18 protein-coding genes are annotated in these 19,305 nt (G+C 67.1%); 8 read left to right on the forward strand and 10 right to left on the reverse strand.

Features of this window, described 5'->3' with window-relative positions:
* Nucleotides 1–78: 78 nt before the first annotated feature.
* The 3 genes from mmsB to L0M17_RS02900 all read right to left on the reverse strand — a co-directional run bounded on the left by mmsB (nucleotide 79) and on the right by L0M17_RS02900 (nucleotide 3,296).
* Complete coding sequence (gene mmsB / locus L0M17_RS02890) at nucleotides 79–1,008, reverse strand: 3-hydroxyisobutyrate dehydrogenase (protein WP_241051037.1); 930 nt, start codon at nucleotides 1,006–1,008, stop codon at nucleotides 79–81.
* A 1-nt stretch (nucleotide 1,009) separates the two neighbouring features.
* Complete coding sequence (locus L0M17_RS02895; RefSeq protein ID WP_241051039.1) at nucleotides 1,010–2,530, reverse strand: CoA-acylating methylmalonate-semialdehyde dehydrogenase; 1,521 nt, start codon at nucleotides 2,528–2,530, stop codon at nucleotides 1,010–1,012.
* A gap of 82 nt (nucleotides 2,531–2,612) precedes the next feature.
* Nucleotides 2,613–3,296, reverse strand: coding sequence for a metal ABC transporter ATP-binding protein (locus L0M17_RS02900; protein ID WP_308196796.1), 684 nt, complete (start codon nucleotides 3,294–3,296; stop codon nucleotides 2,613–2,615).
* A gap of 53 nt (nucleotides 3,297–3,349) precedes the next feature.
* Between L0M17_RS02900 and aztB the strand changes: the two genes are divergently transcribed.
* Genes aztB through aztD form a run of 4 tightly spaced genes read left to right on the forward strand, consistent with a single transcriptional unit; the run spans nucleotide 3,350 to nucleotide 7,607 of the window.
* Nucleotides 3,350–4,237, forward strand: a complete 888-nt coding sequence (gene aztB, locus L0M17_RS02905; RefSeq protein ID WP_241051040.1) for a zinc ABC transporter permease AztB — start codon at nucleotides 3,350–3,352, stop codon at nucleotides 4,235–4,237.
* Entirely contained in the window at nucleotides 4,234–5,481 is a 1,248-nt protein-coding gene (locus L0M17_RS02910; protein ID WP_241051041.1) for an ABC transporter, read from the forward strand. Before aztB ends, L0M17_RS02910 begins: the two co-directional genes overlap by 4 nt.
* On the forward strand, nucleotides 5,478–6,398 hold the full coding sequence (aztC, locus tag L0M17_RS02915) for a zinc ABC transporter substrate-binding protein AztC (RefSeq protein WP_241051042.1): 921 nt from the start codon (nucleotides 5,478–5,480) through the stop codon (nucleotides 6,396–6,398). Before L0M17_RS02910 ends, aztC begins: the two co-directional genes overlap by 4 nt.
* Nucleotides 6,399–6,410: 12 nt before the next feature.
* The gene (gene aztD, locus L0M17_RS02920; protein WP_241051043.1) at nucleotides 6,411–7,607 is read left to right on the forward strand and encodes a zinc metallochaperone AztD; all 1,197 of its coding nucleotides are present in this window, start codon (nucleotides 6,411–6,413) and stop codon (nucleotides 7,605–7,607) included.
* A 12-nt stretch (nucleotides 7,608–7,619) separates the two neighbouring features.
* On the opposite strand, the gene L0M17_RS02925 is transcribed toward aztD, so the two are convergent.
* Nucleotides 7,620–8,531: an aminodeoxychorismate lyase gene (locus tag L0M17_RS02925; protein WP_241051044.1), complete on the reverse strand. Its 912-nt coding sequence runs from the start codon at nucleotides 8,529–8,531 to the stop codon at nucleotides 7,620–7,622.
* A 22-nt stretch (nucleotides 8,532–8,553) separates the two neighbouring features.
* Between L0M17_RS02925 and cls the strand changes: the two genes are divergently transcribed.
* Nucleotides 8,554–10,023, forward strand: coding sequence for a cardiolipin synthase (gene cls / locus L0M17_RS02930; RefSeq protein ID WP_241051045.1), 1,470 nt, complete (start codon nucleotides 8,554–8,556; stop codon nucleotides 10,021–10,023).
* Between the two features lie 135 nt (nucleotides 10,024–10,158).
* Here the strand turns inward: cls and pabB are convergent, their stop codons facing one another.
* From pabB to L0M17_RS02960, 6 genes are all read right to left on the reverse strand, one after another.
* Nucleotides 10,159–12,279: an aminodeoxychorismate synthase component I gene (gene pabB, locus L0M17_RS02935; RefSeq protein WP_241051047.1), complete on the reverse strand. Its 2,121-nt coding sequence runs from the start codon at nucleotides 12,277–12,279 to the stop codon at nucleotides 10,159–10,161.
* Nucleotides 12,276–12,809, reverse strand: coding sequence for a low molecular weight protein-tyrosine-phosphatase (locus L0M17_RS02940; RefSeq protein ID WP_241051049.1), 534 nt, complete (start codon nucleotides 12,807–12,809; stop codon nucleotides 12,276–12,278). The genes pabB and L0M17_RS02940 overlap by 4 nt, the downstream gene beginning before the upstream one ends.
* 45 nt (nucleotides 12,810–12,854) lie before the next feature.
* Nucleotides 12,855–13,475: a LysE family transporter gene (locus L0M17_RS02945; RefSeq protein WP_241051051.1), complete on the reverse strand. Its 621-nt coding sequence runs from the start codon at nucleotides 13,473–13,475 to the stop codon at nucleotides 12,855–12,857.
* 22 nt (nucleotides 13,476–13,497) lie between these two features.
* A complete protein-coding gene (locus L0M17_RS02950; RefSeq protein WP_241051053.1) occupies nucleotides 13,498–13,782 on the reverse strand; it encodes a type II toxin-antitoxin system VapC family toxin in 285 nt (94 codons plus the stop codon).
* Between the two features lie 62 nt (nucleotides 13,783–13,844).
* A complete protein-coding gene (locus L0M17_RS02955) occupies nucleotides 13,845–14,108 on the reverse strand; it encodes a type II toxin-antitoxin system Phd/YefM family antitoxin (RefSeq protein WP_241051055.1) in 264 nt (87 codons plus the stop codon).
* Between the two features lie 141 nt (nucleotides 14,109–14,249).
* Nucleotides 14,250–15,071: a methyltransferase domain-containing protein gene (locus tag L0M17_RS02960; protein ID WP_241051057.1), complete on the reverse strand. Its 822-nt coding sequence runs from the start codon at nucleotides 15,069–15,071 to the stop codon at nucleotides 14,250–14,252.
* Between the two features lie 182 nt (nucleotides 15,072–15,253).
* On the opposite strand from L0M17_RS02960, the gene L0M17_RS02965 reads away from it, so the two are divergent.
* The 3 genes from L0M17_RS02965 (at nucleotide 15,254) to dnaK (ending at nucleotide 19,302) form a co-directional block, all read left to right on the forward strand.
* Nucleotides 15,254–15,667 (forward strand): hypothetical protein, encoded by a 414-nt coding sequence (locus tag L0M17_RS02965; protein WP_241051058.1) that lies wholly within the window; start codon nucleotides 15,254–15,256, stop codon nucleotides 15,665–15,667.
* Nucleotides 15,668–15,837: 170 nt separating this feature from the next.
* Complete coding sequence (locus tag L0M17_RS02970) at nucleotides 15,838–17,286, forward strand: MFS transporter (RefSeq protein WP_241051060.1); 1,449 nt, start codon at nucleotides 15,838–15,840, stop codon at nucleotides 17,284–17,286.
* 144 nt (nucleotides 17,287–17,430) lie between these two features.
* A complete protein-coding gene (dnaK, locus tag L0M17_RS02975; protein ID WP_241051067.1) occupies nucleotides 17,431–19,302 on the forward strand; it encodes a molecular chaperone DnaK in 1,872 nt (623 codons plus the stop codon).
* The last annotated feature ends 3 nt before the right edge of the window (nucleotides 19,303–19,305 follow it).

Raw genomic sequence — 19,305 nt, forward strand, 5'->3', positions numbered from 1 at the left:
CGAGAGGGGTTTGGGGTGGGTTATCTGTACCCGAGAGGGGGTTGGGGTGGGTTATCTGTACCCGAAACGAAAAGGGGGTTAGGGGTTGGAGGAGCGGTCGCGGATGTCGGTGATGATGCCCGAGAAGTCTCGGTGCGCGCCGTCGCCCGCTGCGAACTCGTCGTAGATCTTCGAGGCGAGCGGACCCATCTGGGCCGCGACGCCCGCATGCTCGATCGCCTGGAGCGCGAGCCGGAGGTCCTTGGCCATGAGGGTGCCAGCGAAACCCGGCCGGTAGTCGCGATTCGCCGGGCTCGTGGGAACCGGACCGGGGACGGGACAGTTCGTCGTGAGGGCCCAGCATTGGCCGGAGGCATGCGCAGCGACGTCGAACAGCGCCTCATGGGTGAGGCCGAGCTTCTCACCGAGCACGAACGCCTCGGACACCGCGATCATCGAGACGCCGAGGATCATGTTGTTGCACACCTTGGCGGCCTGGCCGAGGCCGTGGCCGCCGCAATGCACAACCCGCTTGCCCATGAGACCCAGGAGCGGCTCGACCTCGGCGAAGTCCCTGCCCTCCGCGCCGACCATGAACGTGAGCGTCGCGGCTTCGGCCCCGACAACCCCGCCTGATACAGGCGCGTCGACAAAGCGGTGGCCAGCAGCGACCGCGACTTCGGCGGCCTCGCGGGCCTCCACGACGTTGATCGTCGAGCAGTCGAGGAACAGCGTCCCGGGAGCCGCGCCAGCGAGCAGACCCGGATCCCCATCGCCGCCGCGGTACAGGCCGAGGACTTGTTGGCCAGTCTGCAGCATGGTGAGGACGACGTCGGCTCCCTCCGCCGCTTCGGCCGCGGACTCCGCGACCTCCACACCGAGGGCGCGAGCAGCCTCGGCGGCCGGCGGGAACGGGTCGAAGCCGACGACCTTCTTCCCGGCCTTCACAAGGTTGGCAGCCATGGGGGCACCCATGTGCCCGAGTCCCAGGAATGCGATGCGCCCGCTTGCGGCTCCGTTCTCGCTCATCTCAGCTCCCTTCCGGCATCACGAAGTGGGCGCCTTGCCGGATGCCCGAGGGCCAGCGGCTCGTGACGGTCTTGGTCTTCGTATAGAACCGGAAGGCGTCTGGGCCGTGCTGGTTGAGATCGCCGAAGCCTGAGGCCTTCCAACCTCCGAAGGTGTAGTACGCGATGGGCACTGGGATCGGCACGTTCACCCCGACCATCCCCACCTCGACCCGGCTCGCGAAGTCCCGGGCGGAGTCGCCGTCGCGCGTGAAGATCGCGACGCCGTTGCCGTACTCGTTCTCGCTGCAGAGCCGTAGGGCATCTTCGTAGTCCTCAGCGCGGACCACGCTCAGCACGGGCCCGAAGATCTCGTCGCGGTAGATGCTCATTTCCGGGGTCACCCGGTCGAAGAGGGTGGGTCCGACCCAGAAGCCGCCCTCGTAACCCTCCACCGAGGCGCCGCGGCCGTCGCTCACGAGAGTCGCGCCCTCCTCGACCCCCGCCGCGATGTAGCCCTCAATCCGTTCCTTCGCGGCCGGCGTCACGACGGGACCGAAATCCGAGCCCTTGTCGAGACTTGGGCCGACGGTCAGGCCTTGGATGCGGCTTTCGAGTGCGGCGATAAGGCGATCTCCAGTCTCCTCGCCAACCGGCACCGCGACGGAAATGGCCATGCAGCGCTCGCCCGCGGAGCCGTAGGCGGCGCCGATGAGGGCGTCAGCGGCCATGTCGAGGTCGGCGTCCGGCATGATCACCATGTGGTTTTTCGCCCCGCCGAAGCACTGCGCGCGCTTTCCGTGCGCTGCGGCGGTCGCGTAGATGTACTGCGCGATCGGCGTCGACCCGACGAAACCGATCGCCTTGACGCGCGGGTCCTCGAGGAGAGCGTCAACGGCTTCCTTGTCCCCGTTGATCACGTTGAACACGCCGTCCGGCAGACCCGCTTCGGTGAAGAGCTCTGCGAGCCGCAGCGGCACGGAAGGGTCGCGCTCGGAGGGCTTGAGGATGAACGCGTTGCCCGCCGCGAGGGCGGGGCCGCACTGCCACAGCGGGATCATGGCGGGGAAGTTGAAGGGCGAGATGCCGGCGACGACGCCGAGCGGCTGCCGCAGTGAGTGGACATCGATGCCTTGGCCCACGCCGTCCGAGAATTCGCCCTTGAGGAGGTGCGGTGCTCCGGCGGCGAATTCCACCACCTCGATTCCACGCTGGACGTCGCTTCGGGCATCCGCGAGCGTCTTGCCGTGCTCACGGGCGAGGGGCTCGGAGAGCTCGTCGAGGTGGGCATTGACGAGGTCCACGAACCTGAGAAGGATGCGGCCCCGGCGCTGCGGATTGAGCGCCGCCCATTCGACCTGGCCCTTCTCGGCGCTCGCGATGGCGCTGCGGACTTCCTCCGCGCTGGCCAGCGGGACTCGCCCCTGAACCCTTCCGGCACACGGGTCGAAGATGTCGCCGAAGCGTCCCGACGCGCCCTCGACCCGCTGGCCGCCAACGTAATGGGAAAGCTCGTACACCGTCTGGGAAGGCTGCTGCACCATGACGGAACGCTCCTTTGCATCCGGTCGGGGTTGTGATCCGCGTCTCTTCGGGATCTAGGACCGAAGATACTCGGACTTCCAACTAATGGCCAGAGCCTGGGGCGCGGGGGCCAGGCCCGGCTCGATGCGTGCTCTCAGGGAGGACGACACCTCGATCTAGCCGGAGGACATGGTCGGCCGCCGCAATGTCGGCTCGATCATGGGTGACGCAGAGAACTGCTATGCCGCGATCGGCCTCCTCGGCGAGGATTCGGCGGGCACGAGTCTGGCTCTCGTGATCGAGGCCCGCGGCGGGTTCGTCGAGAATGAGGATCCGGGCGGAGCGGGCGAGTCCCTGAGCGAGGAGTGCTCGTTGGCGTTGGCCTCCCGAGAGGGCAGAGAACGGGCGTCGCTCCAAGCCGCCCATCTCCACCCGAGCGATGGCACGGCTCACGTTTCGGGCGCGTTCGCGGGAGGAGCGGGCCCCACGTCCATATTTCCGATCACCCCAGGTTCCCATGGCGACCACGTCCTGGACGGTGAGGCTGAGCGTTTCGGGTGCGGCTGGCCGCTGGACGACGAGTGCGACATCCGCGTCACGCTCGATGACTCCTCCAGCCGGCCGGCGGACTCCTGCTAGCAGTTCCACGAGCGTCGACTTCCCTGCACCGTTAGGACCCGTCAACGCAGTCACCGTGCCCCACGGCACCTCCATGCTCACGCTCTCGAGCACTCGGTTGCCGTCGAAGGCGTAGCAAAGACCCCTTGCTTGGATTGCTGGTCGCATCACATCGATCTCCCGTTTTGAGAATGAATCTCATTAATCTTAGACTCTCGGACATGCCTTCGCTCGCGGATCCTCCAGTCGCCGACTTTCTCGTTCGCGCGTTGGCCGGGGGGATGCTGGCCGCGCTGATCTGCGGAGTCGTAGGAACGTGGGTGGTGATCCGCGGGATGGCCTTCTTCGGAGAAGCCATCGGGCATGGCATGCTGCCCGGCGTCGCCGTCGCAACGGTGCTCGGCATGCCCGCCCTCGTAGGCGGCGCCCTCAGTGCGGTCGCGATGAGCGGAATGATCGGCCTACTCCAGAAGCGTGGGCGTCTTTCCTACGACACGAGCATCGGACTTCTGTTCGTTGGGATGCTCTCCCTCGGTGTCATCGTCGTCTCGCACTCACGAACATTCGCCACAGACGCCACAGTGATGTTGTTCGGGGACATTCTTGCCATTGGTGGGAGCGAGATTCTCGTACTGGCCGTCACCGCCGCGCTGACGATCGCGATCGCCGTTGCGTTCCATCGATCGTTCGTCGCTGTGGCGTTCGACGAGCGGATCGCCCAGGCTCTCGGGCTGCGGCCCCAGCTGGCGAAACTCCTGCAGGTGGGACTGGTCACGCTTGCGGTCATGGCGTCATACAAGGCAGTGGGATCGCTGTTGGTGGTTGGTCTTCTGCTCGCCCCAGCGGTAGCGGCGAGTCCGTGGACCAACAGGGTTCCCATCCGAATGTGCGCAGCTGTCGCATTCGGAACAGCCGCCGTCGTTCTCGGCCTGACCGTCTCCTGGTACGCCAGCACTGCTGCTGGCGCCTCGATCGCCGCAGCGGCCATTCTCCTCACCTGCTGCTCCGCGAGCGCCCACCGACTCTGGGTCCGGCTCGCGTTCCTGCGGGCCGCCCGCCACGACCAAACGCATCTGTCGATCGACCGTAAGAGGGAAAAGCATCCATGAATCGTCGCCTCGCCCCAGTGCTCGCCGCTCTGGTGCTCACAGCCGCGTCAGCGTGCTCGAACACCGCGCCGTCCGCCGAAGTCTCTCCGAGCTCGGGCACGCCGTCGGGCAGCGGCCACGGGGCGGTGACTGGAGCGGCGGAAGTCGCTGAGCCCCAGCTGCACCTCGTGGCCATCGATCAAACCGGCAACGTCGGCATGCTCAATTTGCTGGAGAACAAGGAGACAAAGATCGGTACGGTTGGCGCCCCGTCGGCTGTGGCAACCGATGGGCGTTACGTCTTCGCCACGACCTCGAAAGGGGTCGAGATCCTCGACGGCGGCACGTGGACCTGGGACCACGGTGACCATTTCCATTACTACCGGGCCGCGCCAGCACTCCTCGGGACAGTCCCCGGCGGCGGTGCCCCAGCCGTCTCGACCGGAATGGTCTCCACCGCGGGTGGTACCGGCCTGTTCTTTCCAGAATCAGGGGATGCTGTGCTGCTCGACAACGCTTCGCTGTCGCGAGGTGAGATCCGGGAGAGGTTCCGGGCGCAGTTGTCGCCGCACCAGGGGCTCGTCGTGCCGGTAGGTGAAGGCGCAATCGTGACTACTCCGGATGCCGAGGGAAGACCGGCCGCTCTGCAGTATCACGACGCCGGGGGGAAGCCGGTGGAGGGGGCCCGCGCCGATTGCCCCGAGGCGCGAGGCAGCGTCGTGACGCGAGTCGGCGCAGTCGTGGGCTGCGGCGACGGTGCCCTCGTGATCACCACGCAAGATGATGCCCCGGCCTTCGAGAAGATCCCGTACCCGAACGGGGCTTCAGCCAGCGCGGCCGTCAAGTTCGACGCGCGCAAGGGCCGGCCGACTGTGGCGGGCGTTGGCGGGCCTACCGGAGTGTGGTTGCTGAGTACCCGGCAGCGCTCCTGGCAATGGTTGCCAACGCCCGTCCCGATGGTGCACGCGAGCGCCGTCGACGACCAGAAGGGCCACGTCGTCACCCTCGACGCCGAAGGCCGGGTGCACGTCTACCTCGCAAAGACCGGCGAAGAGGTCGGCGTCACTGAGCCGTTGCTGCCGAAGACCCTTTCCACCTCACCGTCGCTGGATAGCGTGAGCCTGACGGTCGACGCACAGCGTGCCTACGTGAACGCCCCCTCGGAAGCGGTGGTGTATGAGATCGACTTCGCGGACAGCGCCCGGATCGCTCGAACACTCTTACCTTCCGTGCAGCCGGCGTTCATCGCGGAGACGGGCCGGTGAGGCGCGTTCTGGCCCTCGCGCTTGTTGTGGCAGCTGCACTGCTTTCCGGATGTGCCCCAAGTGGTGGTGGCGACAAGCCCCAGATCGTCGTGACCACCAACATCCTCGGCGACGTCGTCCAGCAAATCGTCGGCGACGGGGCCCAGGTTACAACGCTCATGAAACCGAACGCAGACCCCCATTCGTTCGAGATTTCCGCCCAGCAGGCGGCCCGGATGGGCGAGGCGGATCTCGTCGTCGCGAATGGACTCGGCCTCGAAGAAGGCCTCCAACAACATCTCGACCGCGTAGCCAGCGTCGGCGGAAGGGTGTTCACGGCCGGAGACCACTTGAGGCCGCTTCCCTATTCGTCGGGCGAGTCCGAAGGAACGCCCGACCCGCACTTCTGGACCGACCCGGGCCGAATGATCGACGTCGTGAAGGCCTTGGAGGGAGCGCTTTCCGGCATCAACGGCATCGAGCCGAATGGCCTGAGAGAGCGGGCCGCCGACTACCGCGAAAGGCTCCAGCGGCTTGATCGCGAAATGGAAGAGTCCTTCGCCGCCATACCACCCAGCCAGCGGGCCCTCGTCACCAATCACCATGTCTTCGGCTACCTCGCTGACCGCTTCAACTTCCGGGTAATCGGTGCGGTGATCCCGGGCGGCACAACCCTTGCCGCTCCGAGCGCCGCCGACCTGCGAGCCCTCGCGGAAGCGATCAGGCAGGCCGGCGTGCCCGCGATCTTCGCAGAATCGTCGCAACCCGATCGACTCGTTCAGGTGCTGGCCCGAGAGGCGGGCATCAACGTCGCCGTCGTCGCCCTCTACACGGAATCCCTGTCCGAATCGGGCCAGGACGCCGAAACGTATCTCGCGATGATGCGGACCAACACAGACCGAATCACCAAGGCACTGACCACAGCGTCCGTCCACTAGAGAGGAACACCCATGAAGAGATCACGATCCGTGCGCCTTGCCGCCGCGTCAGCCACCGCAGCAGCGGCGCTCGCCCTCAGCTCTTGCGCCAGCACAGCGACCCAGACTTCGCCCAACTCCGAATCGGCGGCAGCCGAGACCGCGGGACGAGTGGCGGTGGCCTACAAGAACGGCATCGCTGTACTCGACGGCAAGACCCTCAAGGTCGTTGGAACCTTCCCCACTGAAGACTTCACCCGCGTCAACGCAGTGGGGGACGGGCGTCACGTGCTCGTCACAACTTCACAGGGGTTCCAAGTCCTCGACACCGGCAAACCGGCGCTCACCGACGCTGTCTTCAAGGCCACCACCCCTGGGCACGTCGTGCGCCACGCAGATCACACCATCCTCTTCGACGACGGAAGCGGCACCACCACCATCTTCGACACTCGCGCACTTCTCAACAGCGGAGGCAAGCTTCCCAGCACAGAGACCTACACAGCAGCGGCGCCGCACCACGGGGTCTCCATTCGGCTCAGCGACGGCACCCTCCTCACCACGGTGGGGGACAAGACCGGGCGAACAGGAGCCGCAGCCCTCCGCCCCAACGGTGGAAAGTGGGACAAGGTGTCCGAGAACAGCGAGTGCCGTGGGATCCACGGCGAGGGGGCTGCAGCTGACGAGGCCGCCGTCTTCGGCTGCGAAGACGGCGCACTGCTCTACCACCATGGAAAGTTCGAGAAGTTCGCTGCCCCCGACAAATACGGCCGCATGGGCAACGCCTACGCCACGGAGACAAGTTCCATCGTCGTCGGCGATTACAAGAACAACCCGGATGACGAAGGCTATCTTTTGAATGCCGTCACTCTCATCGACACCGCGAAGCACACGTACAGGGTCGTGAACCTGCCGGACAACGTTCACTACACCTGGCGCGATGTAGTCCGGGGTTCCGATCACCGCGCCTATATCCTCTCCACCGACGGATCAATCCACGTGCTCGACCCGGCATCGGGAGAAATCGTCAAGGAATACCCGGTGATTGCGCCCTGGGAGGGTCCAGCGCACTGGCAGGACCCTCACCCCGCGATCGCGGTGAACGGCACTACCGGCTACGTCACCGAACCCGGCAGCAGCACGGTGCATGCTGTTGACCTCAAGACGGGCGAAAAGCTCGGGTCGGTGAAGCTGTCCGCGCCACCGAACGAAATCACGGTAGCTCTCGGCTGACCGGCCAGCCCGTCACGCGATCCGGTCGAAGAGCCCCGCGAGCTCCTCTGTGAGGGTCCTGACGAGCGAGGGCTCGCCGATCGGCTTGCCGTCGAGGTGGTTCACTGGGGTGAGCAGTCGCACCGAGGAGATGAGCCAGACGGCGTCGGCGTCGAAGAGGTCCTCGGGCTCCAACGGCCCGTAGCCGAGCTCCCACCCGGCCTGCTTCGCGGCGGCGAAGAGCGCCCCCTGCGACGTGCCGGGCAGAATCCCGGAATCGAGCTGGGGGGTGACGAGCCTCTTCGCGGTGACCCGGCCGTCGTCGTCCGTTTCCGCGTGGGCGACCAGAACGGTCGAGGTAGGGCCCTCGAGCACCTGGCCGTCCGAGGACGTGAAGATCACATCGTCGGCGCCCTGCGAATGGGCGTAGCGCAGCGCAGCCATGTTGACCGCATAGCTGAGCGTCTTCGCCCCGAGGAGGAGCCACGGCGCGCGCTCGGCGATGTCGGAGTCGTAGCCGCGGTCAAGGAGGACGACGTCGACCCCCTCCTCGCGCTGCCGCTTCGCCGAGTGCGCGGGGGCGAAGGCGGCGACCCAGCAAGTGGGGGCGTGCTCGCCCTCCACGCCTCGCGTCGCGACGAGCCGCACAACGACTTCGTCGAGCACCCCGACCGTCCGCTGGTACTCGGCCAGAGCCGTCACGATCGCGCGCTCCCAGACGTCGTGTTCGGGGACGCCGAGTTCGAGCATCCGCGCGCTCGAATGGAGCCGCGCGAGGTGCGCAGGGAGCTTGCGGACGTGGCCGTCCAGCACAAGGAGGGTCTCGAAGACGCCGTCTCCGCGGGTCACGCCAAGATCGGTCGCGTAGAGCGTGGGCCTACTCGCGTCCTCGACACGTCCGTCGGGATAGGCGGGGTCGAGGAAGACAAGTACGGTCTGAGTCATGGGGACAGCTTAGGCTGTGCCCATGCTGTTCCAGCTGCCTCTCATCGGCCTCCTGCCGGACTGGGCAACGTTCCTCATCGCGGTCATCGACCTCGTGATCCGCATTGCCGTCGTCGGCATCATCCCCGGCAACCGCCGTCCGACCACCGCGATGGCCTGGCTGCTGGCCATCTTCGTGATCCCAACAGTCGGGCTCCTGCTGTTCCTCATGTTCGGCAACTTCCGCCTCTCGCGGAACCGGCGTGAGCAGCAGCAGGAGGTCGACAACCGCGTGCGCGCTACGCTCGCGAGCTCGGACGACGTCGACACTCGCTTCCCGGGGGCGGACTGGCTTCACTCGGCCGCCGCGCTCAACCGGCATCTCGGTTCCCTGCCGATGGTCAACGGCAACAACGTCCGTCTCATCCCGGGCTATGAGGACGCGATCGCCGAGATGGCCGAGGCGGTGCGGTCCGCGAAGCGCTTCGTGAACGCGGAGTTCTACATCATGAGCTCTGACGATGTGACCGACAAGCTTTTCACTGCTCTCGAAGAGGCCGCGGAGCGCGGAGTCGAGGTGCGGCTCCTCTTCGATCACATCGGGACCGCCCGCATCCACGGGTATCGCGGGCTCCTGCACCGGCTCGGCGCATCGAAGATCCAGTGGCGGCGGATGCTCCCGCTTCTTCCGCTTCTGGGTCACTGGCGCCGTCCCGACCTGCGCAACCACCGCAAGATTCTGGTCGTCGACGGCCAGATCGCGTTCACGGGTTCGCTCAACCTCATCGAGCGCTCGTACCGGAATCCGCGGCACCGCCGGGTGGGCCGGAAGTGGGTCGAGCTCATGGCCCGGCTCGAGGGGCCCGCCGTGACAACCCTCAATGTCGTGTTCGCGACGGACTGGCTGAGCGAGACGGGTCAGCTTCTGGCCGAGCAGATGGAGCCACCGGAGCCGGTGGGGGAGATGCCGGCGCAGGTCGTTCCGAGTGGGCCTGCTTTCGCAAACGAGAACAATCTGCGGCTCTTCAACACCCTCATCTACTCAGCGCAGCACCGGCTCTCGATCTGCAGCCCGTACTTCGTCCCCGACGACTCCCTTCTCTACGCGGTGACGACGGCCGCGCAGCGAGGGGTCGACGTCGAGCTGTTCGTGTCCGAGCAGGGCGACCAGTTCCTCGTCCACCACGCGCAGCAGTCCTACTACGAGGTGCTGCTCGCGGCGGGGGTGAAGATCTATCGCTACCCGAAGCCGTACGTCCTCCACGCGAAGCACTTCACGGTCGATGACGACGTCGCGGTCCTCGGCTCCTCCAACATGGACATGCGCTCGTTCTCACTCAACATGGAGGTCTCGCTCATGCTGCCGGGGGCGAGCATCGTCGCCCAGATGCGCCGGGTCGAGGACATGTACCGCGAGATCAGCCTTCCGGTCGATCTCCACATGTGGCGCCAGCGTCCGCTCCTGAGCCGCTATGTGGACAACGTCGCCCGGCTCACGGCGACGGTGCAGTAACGGAGACAGCGCAGTAACGGGGACCAGTGCAGTAACGGTGACCAGCGCAGTAGCGGGGACCGGTGCAGTAAGGGGGACCAGCGCAGTAGTCGTCTGGCCAGGAGCAGGGCGGACCGGGCGTCGGACAGGCAGCAGTCACTTCGGGAATTGAGCACTCAGTGTGCTGAGGACCGCGAACGACTTGGCGCGGATCTCGTCGTGCTCGGCGTCCGGATCGGAATCGGCGACGACGGCGCCGCCCACCCCGAGCGAGAGCCGCGCGGTGCCGTCGGGGCGTTCGACGACGACGAGGGTGCGGATGACGACGGAGAGGTCGGCAGCGCCTGTGCGCGAGAAGTAGCCGATCGCGCCCGAGTAGACGCCCCTCGGCACTCCTTCGAGCCGGTCGAGGATGTCCATGGTGCTGATCTTCGGGGCGCCGGTCATCGAACCAGGCGGGAAGGCCGCCGCGACGGCCTCCGCCCGCGACGCCCCAGGCCGGAGCTGGGCCTCGATGGTGCTCACGAGCTGGTGGACCGTGGCGTAGGTTTCGACGGCGAAGAGCCGGGCCACGGCGACCGATCCGGGGACAGCGAAGTGGCTGAGGTCGTTGCGGAGCAGGTCGACGATCATGAGGTTTTCGGCGCGGTCCTTCGGGTTCCCGGCCAGTTCCGCACGAACGAGAGCGTCCTCCTCAGGCCCTGCCCCGGCCGACCGGCGGCGCGTGCCCTTGATGGGTTCGGCGCGGAGACCGCCGTCGTCCGTGATGCTCAGGAACCGCTCCGGCGACGTGCTTGCGATAGCGACCGAACCGAAGCGGGCGAACGCCGCGAATGGCGCCGGGCTGCGGCGCCGCAAGGATCGGTAGGTAGCCCAGGGGTCGAGCTGATCGGGGGCAATGTCCGCCTCAAGCGCCGTCGTGAGGCAGACCTCGTACGTGGTGCCCTCGGTGATCTCCGCCTTGGCCGCGCGGACCTTGTCCCGGTACGTACCGCCGTCGTCCCTCGCCCGGAAGGCGGGGGCGGGGGCGAGCTCAAGGGGCGTGTCGCTGGCCTCGGCCGCGGGCGCCCGGACGGCTCGCTCTGCCTCGTCGAGCCAGGACGCGGCATCGGGCGCGGCGAGGGCCAAGAGCCACACGCCACCGCGATCGTGGTCGACGACGACGGCGCGGGCAGCGTAGACGAGCTGGGCGTCGGGGATCCCGCTGTCTGGAGGGGAGGCGGTGCTGACATTGTTGCCACCGCACTCGCGCTTGAGCTCATATCCGAGGTACCCCAGCCAGCCGAGCGCGAAGCCGCACTCGAGGCCCTCGGGCGGTGCTTCTCCACTGTGGCCCCATGCGCTGTCGAGCCAGCGGAAGAACGGCTGGTCGAAGCGCGCTGTCGCGGGCGAGGGCGTTTCGGGCCCGTAGGTCACGCTCGTGACCCCGTCGCTGTGCACCGCCCGCCGACCAAGGAGGCCACCGTCGTCGGCCATGATGCTGAAGCGGCTCCGCGTTCGGGTGCTGGGCGGCCGCGCGTTGGGCCCTTCAGCGCGGTCGGAGTCCGGCCGATCGGAGGAGTCCAGCCATATCGCATGCTCCGATCCGCCGAACAGGGTCTCGAAGAGCGCGACCGGCTCGGGCGCGGCCGCGATCCGGCGGACGACGACTTCGGGGGACTCGCGCTGGGCACGTTCCGGCGCGAGGGCGTCGCGGAACGCCGGGAGTTCGGCGAGCGCATCGAGCACGCGGCGAGTGGCCTGCTCCGACCGCGCAGCACCGGGGGAGGAGACGACTGTGACGGTAGCGGCAGCCGCGACGTCGTCGGCGGCGAGCCAAGCATCCTCCTGCGCGGCCCAGCGCTCCCAGTGGGGCGCGTACGTCTCGCCGTCACGGTCGAGCGCACGGCGGCGGCGCTCGTCGGCCGGGGACTCGAGCCAGACGACGGCGTCGGCGAGGCCGCGCAACTGCTCCGCGCCGGCCCCGACGCCTTCGAGCACGACGATCTCTGCGGGTTCCGTGACCCGCTCCTCGCCTTCGTCCCCCGTGAGCCAGTCCCATGCGCGCCAGCGCGCGGTCTCGCCTCGGCGGAGCGGTGCGAGGATGTCAGTGGCACAACGTTCGATGCCGCGCGCTAGCCCGTCCCACCCCGGGTAGAGGTCTTCGAGGTGCACCAGCGCGACGGTTCGGTGCTCTCGCAGTGCCGCGACGAGTTCGACGGCGAGTGACGTCTTCCCAGCACCCGAGCGGCCGTCGACGGCGATCACGCTCGAGTGGGCGACGTGCTGCCGGGTCACGCCTCGGCGAGCAGCGGCGGCCGGTGCGTGAGCTCGTGGCGTACGTGCTCGACGATGCCGGGGACTGCCGCGTTGAGGAGCTGCCACGTCGTCTCGAAGTCGCTCTGGTCGCCGAACCAAGGGTCTTCGATCCCTTGGTCGAGCGCATCGAGATGGGCGACGGCGGGGTCGAACGAGCGCAGCATCCGCACCTTCTCCGCGGCCCCCTCGGGAGCAAATTCGCGGAGGTGGCCGTAGTGGTCGATGTCGAGCGCGAGAATGAGGTCCCGCTCGACGTACCACTCGGGCCGGAACTGGCGTGCGACGTGCTTGCCAGGACGGAGCCCATGGGCGTCGAGGACGCGTGCGGCGCGGGGATCGATCGGTCGCCCGGCCTCGTAGTTGGTGGTGCCCGCAGAATCCACGACAGCCCGGTCCGCGAGGCCCGCCATGCGCAGGGCGTAGGCGAGCATGAACTCGGCCATGGGCGAGCGGCAGATGTTCCCGGTGCAGACCGTGATGATCCGGTAGGGGCTCGCCGTCGAGTTCATGGATCAAGCATAGGGTTACGAGTCCCCACTGCCGGAATCGGGCGGCTAGATGGCGGCCAGCAGAATGCCGACGCCTACGAAGAGCGACCCGAATGCGCGGTTGAGCACGAGCTGCGCGCGTTCGTTGTGGGTGAAGCGCTGGAAGCTCTTCGCTGCGAGGGCGAAGAAGAACCACATGACCACGATGTCGACGCCCACGATCGTCGCCCCGATGACGAGGTATTGGCTCCACAGTGGGTGATCCGGCCGCACGAAACCCGGGATGAACGCGAGGAAGAAGACGATCGCCTTGGGGTTGAGCAGGTTGACCCAGAGCCCCCTCTGGGCCATCGACAGCGCGGACTCGTTGACCAGGGCGGCTGCAGCGGCTTCGGAGGCATCCGGCTTGCGGAGGAACTGACGCACGCCGAGGTACATGAGGTAGGCCGCACCGAGGTATCGGATCACATTGAAGGCGATCGGCGAGCTCGCGACGAGGACCCCGATGCCTGCCGCGACGATCGCAAGATGAACTACGAGAGCGGCCTGCTGGCCGAGAATGCCCCAGACGGACCGACGGAAACCCGCCGTCAGCGAGTTGCTCATGGTGTTGATGGCGCCGGCGCCGGGAGTGAAGCTGATGAGGAGGCAGGCACCGAGGAGGGCGGCCCAGATCGAGAAAGGCACCTTTCAAGATTAGTGCCCCCAATCACCAGAGGATGTCGAGGCCGTCCAAGGCCGAGAAGACCGGGTCGGCGGTGATCAAGGTGAATCCCTCGACGAGCGCTTGCGCCGCGAGCAGGCGGTCGAAGGGGTCACAGTGGTTCCAGGCGAGCCGTCCAGCTTCGAGAGCGTGTTGCGCGGTGATCGAGATCTGGTCCGAGACGAGTGCCAGCACGTGCTTCTCGTAGCCGGTGAACAGGCCTTCGAGGTGCGTGATCTTGCCGATCCGGCGCTTGTTCGAGAGCTCGTATGCGGAGACTGCCGAGGCCACGAGCTTGGAGTCTCAGGATTCGAGGGCATTCCGGGATTTCCGCGAAAGCCGCTCTGGTTCCGTCAGCGCCCAGACGAGGACGTGGGTGTCGAGGAGATAAGCGGCCCTTCCCATTCCGAGAGTTCCTCCTCACTCATCGGCTCGAGGAAGTCGTCCGGAAGGTGTCCCTTGATGAAGCCGAGCGGCCGTTTCTTGGGGGAGTCGATCCTGACGAGGCGAGCGACCGGGCGCCCCGCCTTCGCGATCACCACGTCTTCGCCCGACTCGAGCCGATTGAGCAGCTCGGAGAGCCGCGTCTTGGCGTCCAAGATGTTGTATTGCCCCATGCTGGTCAACTCTACTTGGTCAAGAAGGGGGCTGGAAGTTCTCATGCCTCGACGCTACGGCGCTTGGCTTCCGGGAAGGCGTGCTTCGTCGTCGTATGTGGACGACCCGCCACGGCGGGCATTGTGGAGGGGGAAACGGGCTTAAGCGCGCCCGATGACCTCCCCATTGGGGATGAGGAACCAGCCGTCCGCCGAGGAGCCCCAGCGGTGCCAGCCCGCGGCGATCCGGTCGAGGTCCGCTTGGTCGGCGAAGCCGTAGGTGAGGGCCTGCTCTGCAAAGGCCGAGTGCAGCACCCGCTCGCTCCAGACCCGTGCCTGCCACGCCCGGAGCTGCGGGGTCGCGTAGAGCCAGTTGCTGCTCGACGGTGCCACGTCGCTGAAACCGGCCTCCTGCATCCAGCTCACGAGCCGCCGCCCGGCGTCGGGCTCCGCTCCGTTGCGCCGCGCAATCCGCTGATACAGCTCCATCCATTCGGCCAGTTCGGGGATCTCGGGGTACCAGCTCATGCCGTGGAAGTCGGCGTCCCGGACCGCAACGATGCCGCCGGGCTTGGCCACTCGCCGCATCTCCCGCACTGCCGCGACGGGATCCGTGAGATGCTGCAGCACTTGGTGCGCGTGCACGACGTCGAACGACTCGTCCTCGAGGTCGAGGTCGTACACATTGCCGACGCTGAAGCTCACGTTGCCGATCCCACGGTCCTCGGCCAGAGCGCGTGCTTGGGCGAGGACATCCTCGGAACGGTCGAGGCCGACGACCTCGCCGGGCGCGGTGAGCACCGCGAAATCGCACGTGATGCTTCCCGGCCCGCAGCCGACGTCGAGCACTCGGACTCCTGGCACGAGATGGGGGAGGACGAAGGCGGCCGAGTTCTCAGCCGTGCGAGCCGCGTGAGCGCGCACAACGCTCTCGTGGTGACCGTGGGTGTAGACGTCCTCGGGGGTGGTCTGCGGGCCTTCCATGGCACAACGTTACGCAGGACACCCCGGAGTCGGTGATAGGCGCGACAGACGCCCGTGATCTTGGCTACGAAAAGGCCGTCTCTGCAAAAACTGCAAAGACTACCCGCCTACGCTTAAAAGGCCAAAAAGAAACGCGGCGGGCAACGGTGCCCATTCTCCGCAGCGAAAGGAGCACCATCCATATGTCCCTCTTGGACAGCCACACCCCGCACCGCCGCAAGGGCCGCTTCGGCCGCCGCACCATGCGCCTTGGCGAGGATATCCTGCTCGCTCGCCACGGCTCGCACATCAGCCGCATGAGCCACGATCGGCGCAACCACCGGATGGTCGCCGTTCTGGACAACGGCACCGTCGACTATGCCTCAAATGTCCTCCTCGCCCCTCGCCAGACGCCCATCGTGCGCCTTCAGCAGCAGATCCAGGACGTCCGCGACGACGTAGCGCCCATCAAGAAGGCAGACCTCCGCGTCCTCGGCTGGTTCACGCTCGGATGGGCCGTGATCTCGGCACTCTTCATCGTGGGCATCATCGCCCTCGCTTCGACGTCCGACGGCGCAGCGTTCGCTCAGGCAGCAACCACCTTCCCCTCGTACTGACCGAGCCCCTCGTGCTAACCGAGCGGGCCCCTAGCCCCACGGGGCATGGGCCCGAGACCGCAGGAGAAGGACCAGGCCGCAGGCAATGACCTGCGGCCTCGGCATTTAACCGCCTGTTCGCGTTGTGGACGGCTTATCCCACATCACGGACGCGAGCGTAGGCTGGATCGGTGACCCAGCCCGCGGGCCAGCCAGCCCAGCCCGAGACGCCCTCTGCCCCCACCGCGGCATCTTCGTGGAGTCCTCGGCTCGCGCTGCTCGTCGCGGCGACGTACTTCATGGAGTTCCTCGACGGTACGGCGCTCTCGACGGCGCTTCCTGCCATCGGCTCGGATTTCCGGGTGGTTCCGGCGGACGTGAACGTGGCGATGACGGCCTACCTCATCGCCGTCGCGATGGGCATTCCGTTCAGCTCGTGGCTCGCGGAGCGGTTCGGGCCTCGGCGCGTGTTCTGTTCGGCGATCGCCGTCTTCACCATCGCATCGCTCCTGTGTGCCATGAGCCCCAACCTCTTGGCCCTCACAGGGTTCCGGGCGCTCCAGGGCTTCGGTGGCGCGATGATGGTGCCCGTCGGCTCGCTCGTGGTGCTTCGAGGAACCCCCAAGGACCAGCTCCTCAAGGCCACCGCATATCTCGTCTGGCCCGGCCTGCTCGCGCCCGTGCTGGCCCCGCTCGTGGGCGGCGCGATCACCCAGTTCCTTTCGTGGCACTGGATCTTCTTCGTGAACCTCCCTCTCGGTGCGGCAGCGTTCGTGGCCGCGCTGCGGCTCGTTCCCTCTGGGGGAGCGGACCGTGGGCGGCGTCTCGACTGGGCTGGCCTTGCGCTCACGACGCTCGGTGTCGCCGGCGTCGTCGTCGGCCTCGAGCTGTTCAGCGAGGGGCGCCCCGTCGAATGGGCGGTGCCCGCCATCCTCGCGGGCTTCGCTTCGCTGGCCGCCGCCGTCGTCTGGATGCGCCGCGCGCCTCGGCCGCTCTTCAATTTCTCGGTCCTGCACGTCCGCACGTTCCGGGCGACGCAGACGGGCGGCTTCGTCTACCGCCTGACGATTCAGTCCGTCCCCTTTCTCCTCCCGCTGCTCTTCCAGGACGGGTTCGGCTGGGACCCTGTCCATGCGGGCCTGCTCGTCGCGGCGGTCTTCGTGGGCAACATCGGGATCAAACCGGCGACGACGCCGCTCATCCGCCGCTTCGGGTTCAAGCCCGTGCTCGTGGTCGCGGCCGCGGCCTCGGCCGCGACCTTCGCCGCATGCGCCTTCCTCTCGCCGGATGACCCGGACCTGCTCATCGCCCTCCTCCTGCTCGCTTCGGGGGCGTTCCGCTCGATCGGGTTCTCGGCCTATATGAACGTGCAGTACGCCGATGTCTCGGCCGAGCAGCTCCCGAGCGCGAACGCGATCGCGAACACGCTCGTCCAGCTCGCGGCGGCGCTCGGCGTCGCCATCGGTGCCCTCCTGATCCGCGCGGGCATCGCGTTCCTGCCGCGGGGGACCGACCATGCGGGCCCCTATCGGGTGGCCTTCGCCGCCATCGCGGTCCTCATGCTTGTGAGCGTTGTCGACAGCCTTCTCCTTCCTCGGCACGCGGGGACCCAGGTGAGCGGCCGCGGCGCCCGAACTTGAGCCGTCTGCACTCAAGTCCATTTGACACTGGGCACAGAGCGCGTAGAGTTGAGTGCAGATCGCTCAACTTGACCGTTCGACGTCGGTGACGGCGCCGCGGGCGGGTTGGCCTCTTTCGAGCATCAGCAATCAGCAGGAGGAACTATGTCCCGCGCAGTCGGTATCGACCTGGGAACCACCAACTCCGTCGTGTCCGTCCTCGAGGGCGGCGAGCCGACGGTCATCGCGAACGCTGAAGGCGGCCGCACCACGCCGTCCGTCGTCGCGTTCTCCAAGACCGGCGAGGTCCTCGTCGGCGAGATCGCCAAGCGCCAGGCCGTGAACAACATCGAGCGCACGATCTCCTCGGTCAAGCGCCACATGGGCACTGACTGGACCATCAACATCGATGACAAGAAGTACACGCCGCAGGAGATCTCGGCGCGCATTCTCATGAAGCTCAAGAACGACGCCGAGTCGTACCTGGGCGAGAAGGTCACCGACGCTGTCATCACCGTCCCGGCCTACTTCAACGACGCCGAGCGCCAGGCCACCAAGGAGGCCGGCGAGATTGCGGGCCTCAACGTGCTCCGCATCATCAACGAGCCGACCGCGGCCGCGCTCGCGTACGGCCTCGACAAGGGCAAGGAGGACGAGCTCATCCTCGTCTTCGACCTCGGCGGCGGCACGTTCGACGTCTCCCTCCTCGAGGTCGGCAAGGACGAGGACGGCTTCTCGACCATCCAGGTCCGCGCGACCGCCGGCGACAACCGCCTCGGCGGCGACGACTGGGACCAGCGCGTCGTGGAGTACCTCCTGAGCCAGCTCAAGGTCAAGGGCATCGACCTCTCGAAGGACCGCATCGCGCTCCAGCGCCTGCGCGAGGCTGCCGAGCAGGCCAAGAAGGAGCTCTCGTCCTCGACGAGCACGAACATCTCGCTCCAGTACCTCTCCGTCACCCCTGACGGGCCGGTCCACCTCGACGAGTCGCTCTCCCGCGCGAAGTTCCAGGACCTCACGAAGGACCTCCTCGAGCGCACCAAGAAGCCGTTCCACGACGTCATCTCCGAGGCCGGCATCAAGGTCGCGGACATCAACCACGTCGTGCTCGTCGGCGGTTCGACCCGCATGCCGGCCGTTTCCGAGCTCGTGAAGGAGCTCACGGGCGGCAAGGAGCCGAACAAGGGTGTGAACCCGGACGAGGTCGTGGCCGTCGGCGCCGCCCTCCAGGCTGGCGTCCTCAAGGGCGAGCGCAAGGACGTCCTGCTCATCGACGTCACCCCGCTCTCGCTCGGCATCGAGACCAAGGGCGGCATCATGACACACCTGATCGAGCGCAACACGGCGATCCCGACCAAGCGTTCGGAGACCTTCACCACGGCTGACGACAACCAGCCGTCCGTGTCGATCCAGGTGTTCCAGGGCGAGCGCGAGTTCACCCGCGACAACAAGCCGCTCGGCACGTTCGAGCTGACCGGCATCGCCCCGGCGCCGCGTGGCATCCCGCAGATCGAGGTCACGTTCGACATCGACGCGAATGGCATCGTCCACGTCTCCGCGAAGGACAAGGGCACCGGCAAGGAGCAGTCGATGACGATCTCGGGCGGCACCGCGCTGTCCAAGGAAGACATCGACCGCATGGTCGCCGACGCCGAGGCCCACGCGGCCGAGGACAAGAAGCGCCGCGAGGCCGCCGACACCCGCAACACGGCCGAGCAGCTCGCCTACTCCGTGGACAAGCTCATCGCCGACAACAAGGACAAGCTGCCGGAGGAAGTCCGCAGCGAGGTCCAGGGTGACGTCGATGGCCTCAAGAAGGCCCTCGAGGGGACCGACGACGACGCCGTGAAGGCCGCGTTCGAGAAGCTCCAGCAGTCCCAGTCCAAGCTCGGCGAGGCGATCTACGCGTCGCAGAGCGCGGCGTCTGCTGACGGTTCGCCCACCGCCGACGGCGCTGGCTCGGCCGGTTCCGGTGCGGGCGGTCAGGATGAGGACATCGTCGACGCGGAGATCGTCGACGAGGACGAGAAGAAGTAAGCC

Source organism: Sinomonas terrae (assembly GCF_022539255.1).
GTDB classification, from domain to species: domain Bacteria; phylum Actinomycetota; class Actinomycetes; order Actinomycetales; family Micrococcaceae; genus Sinomonas; species Sinomonas terrae.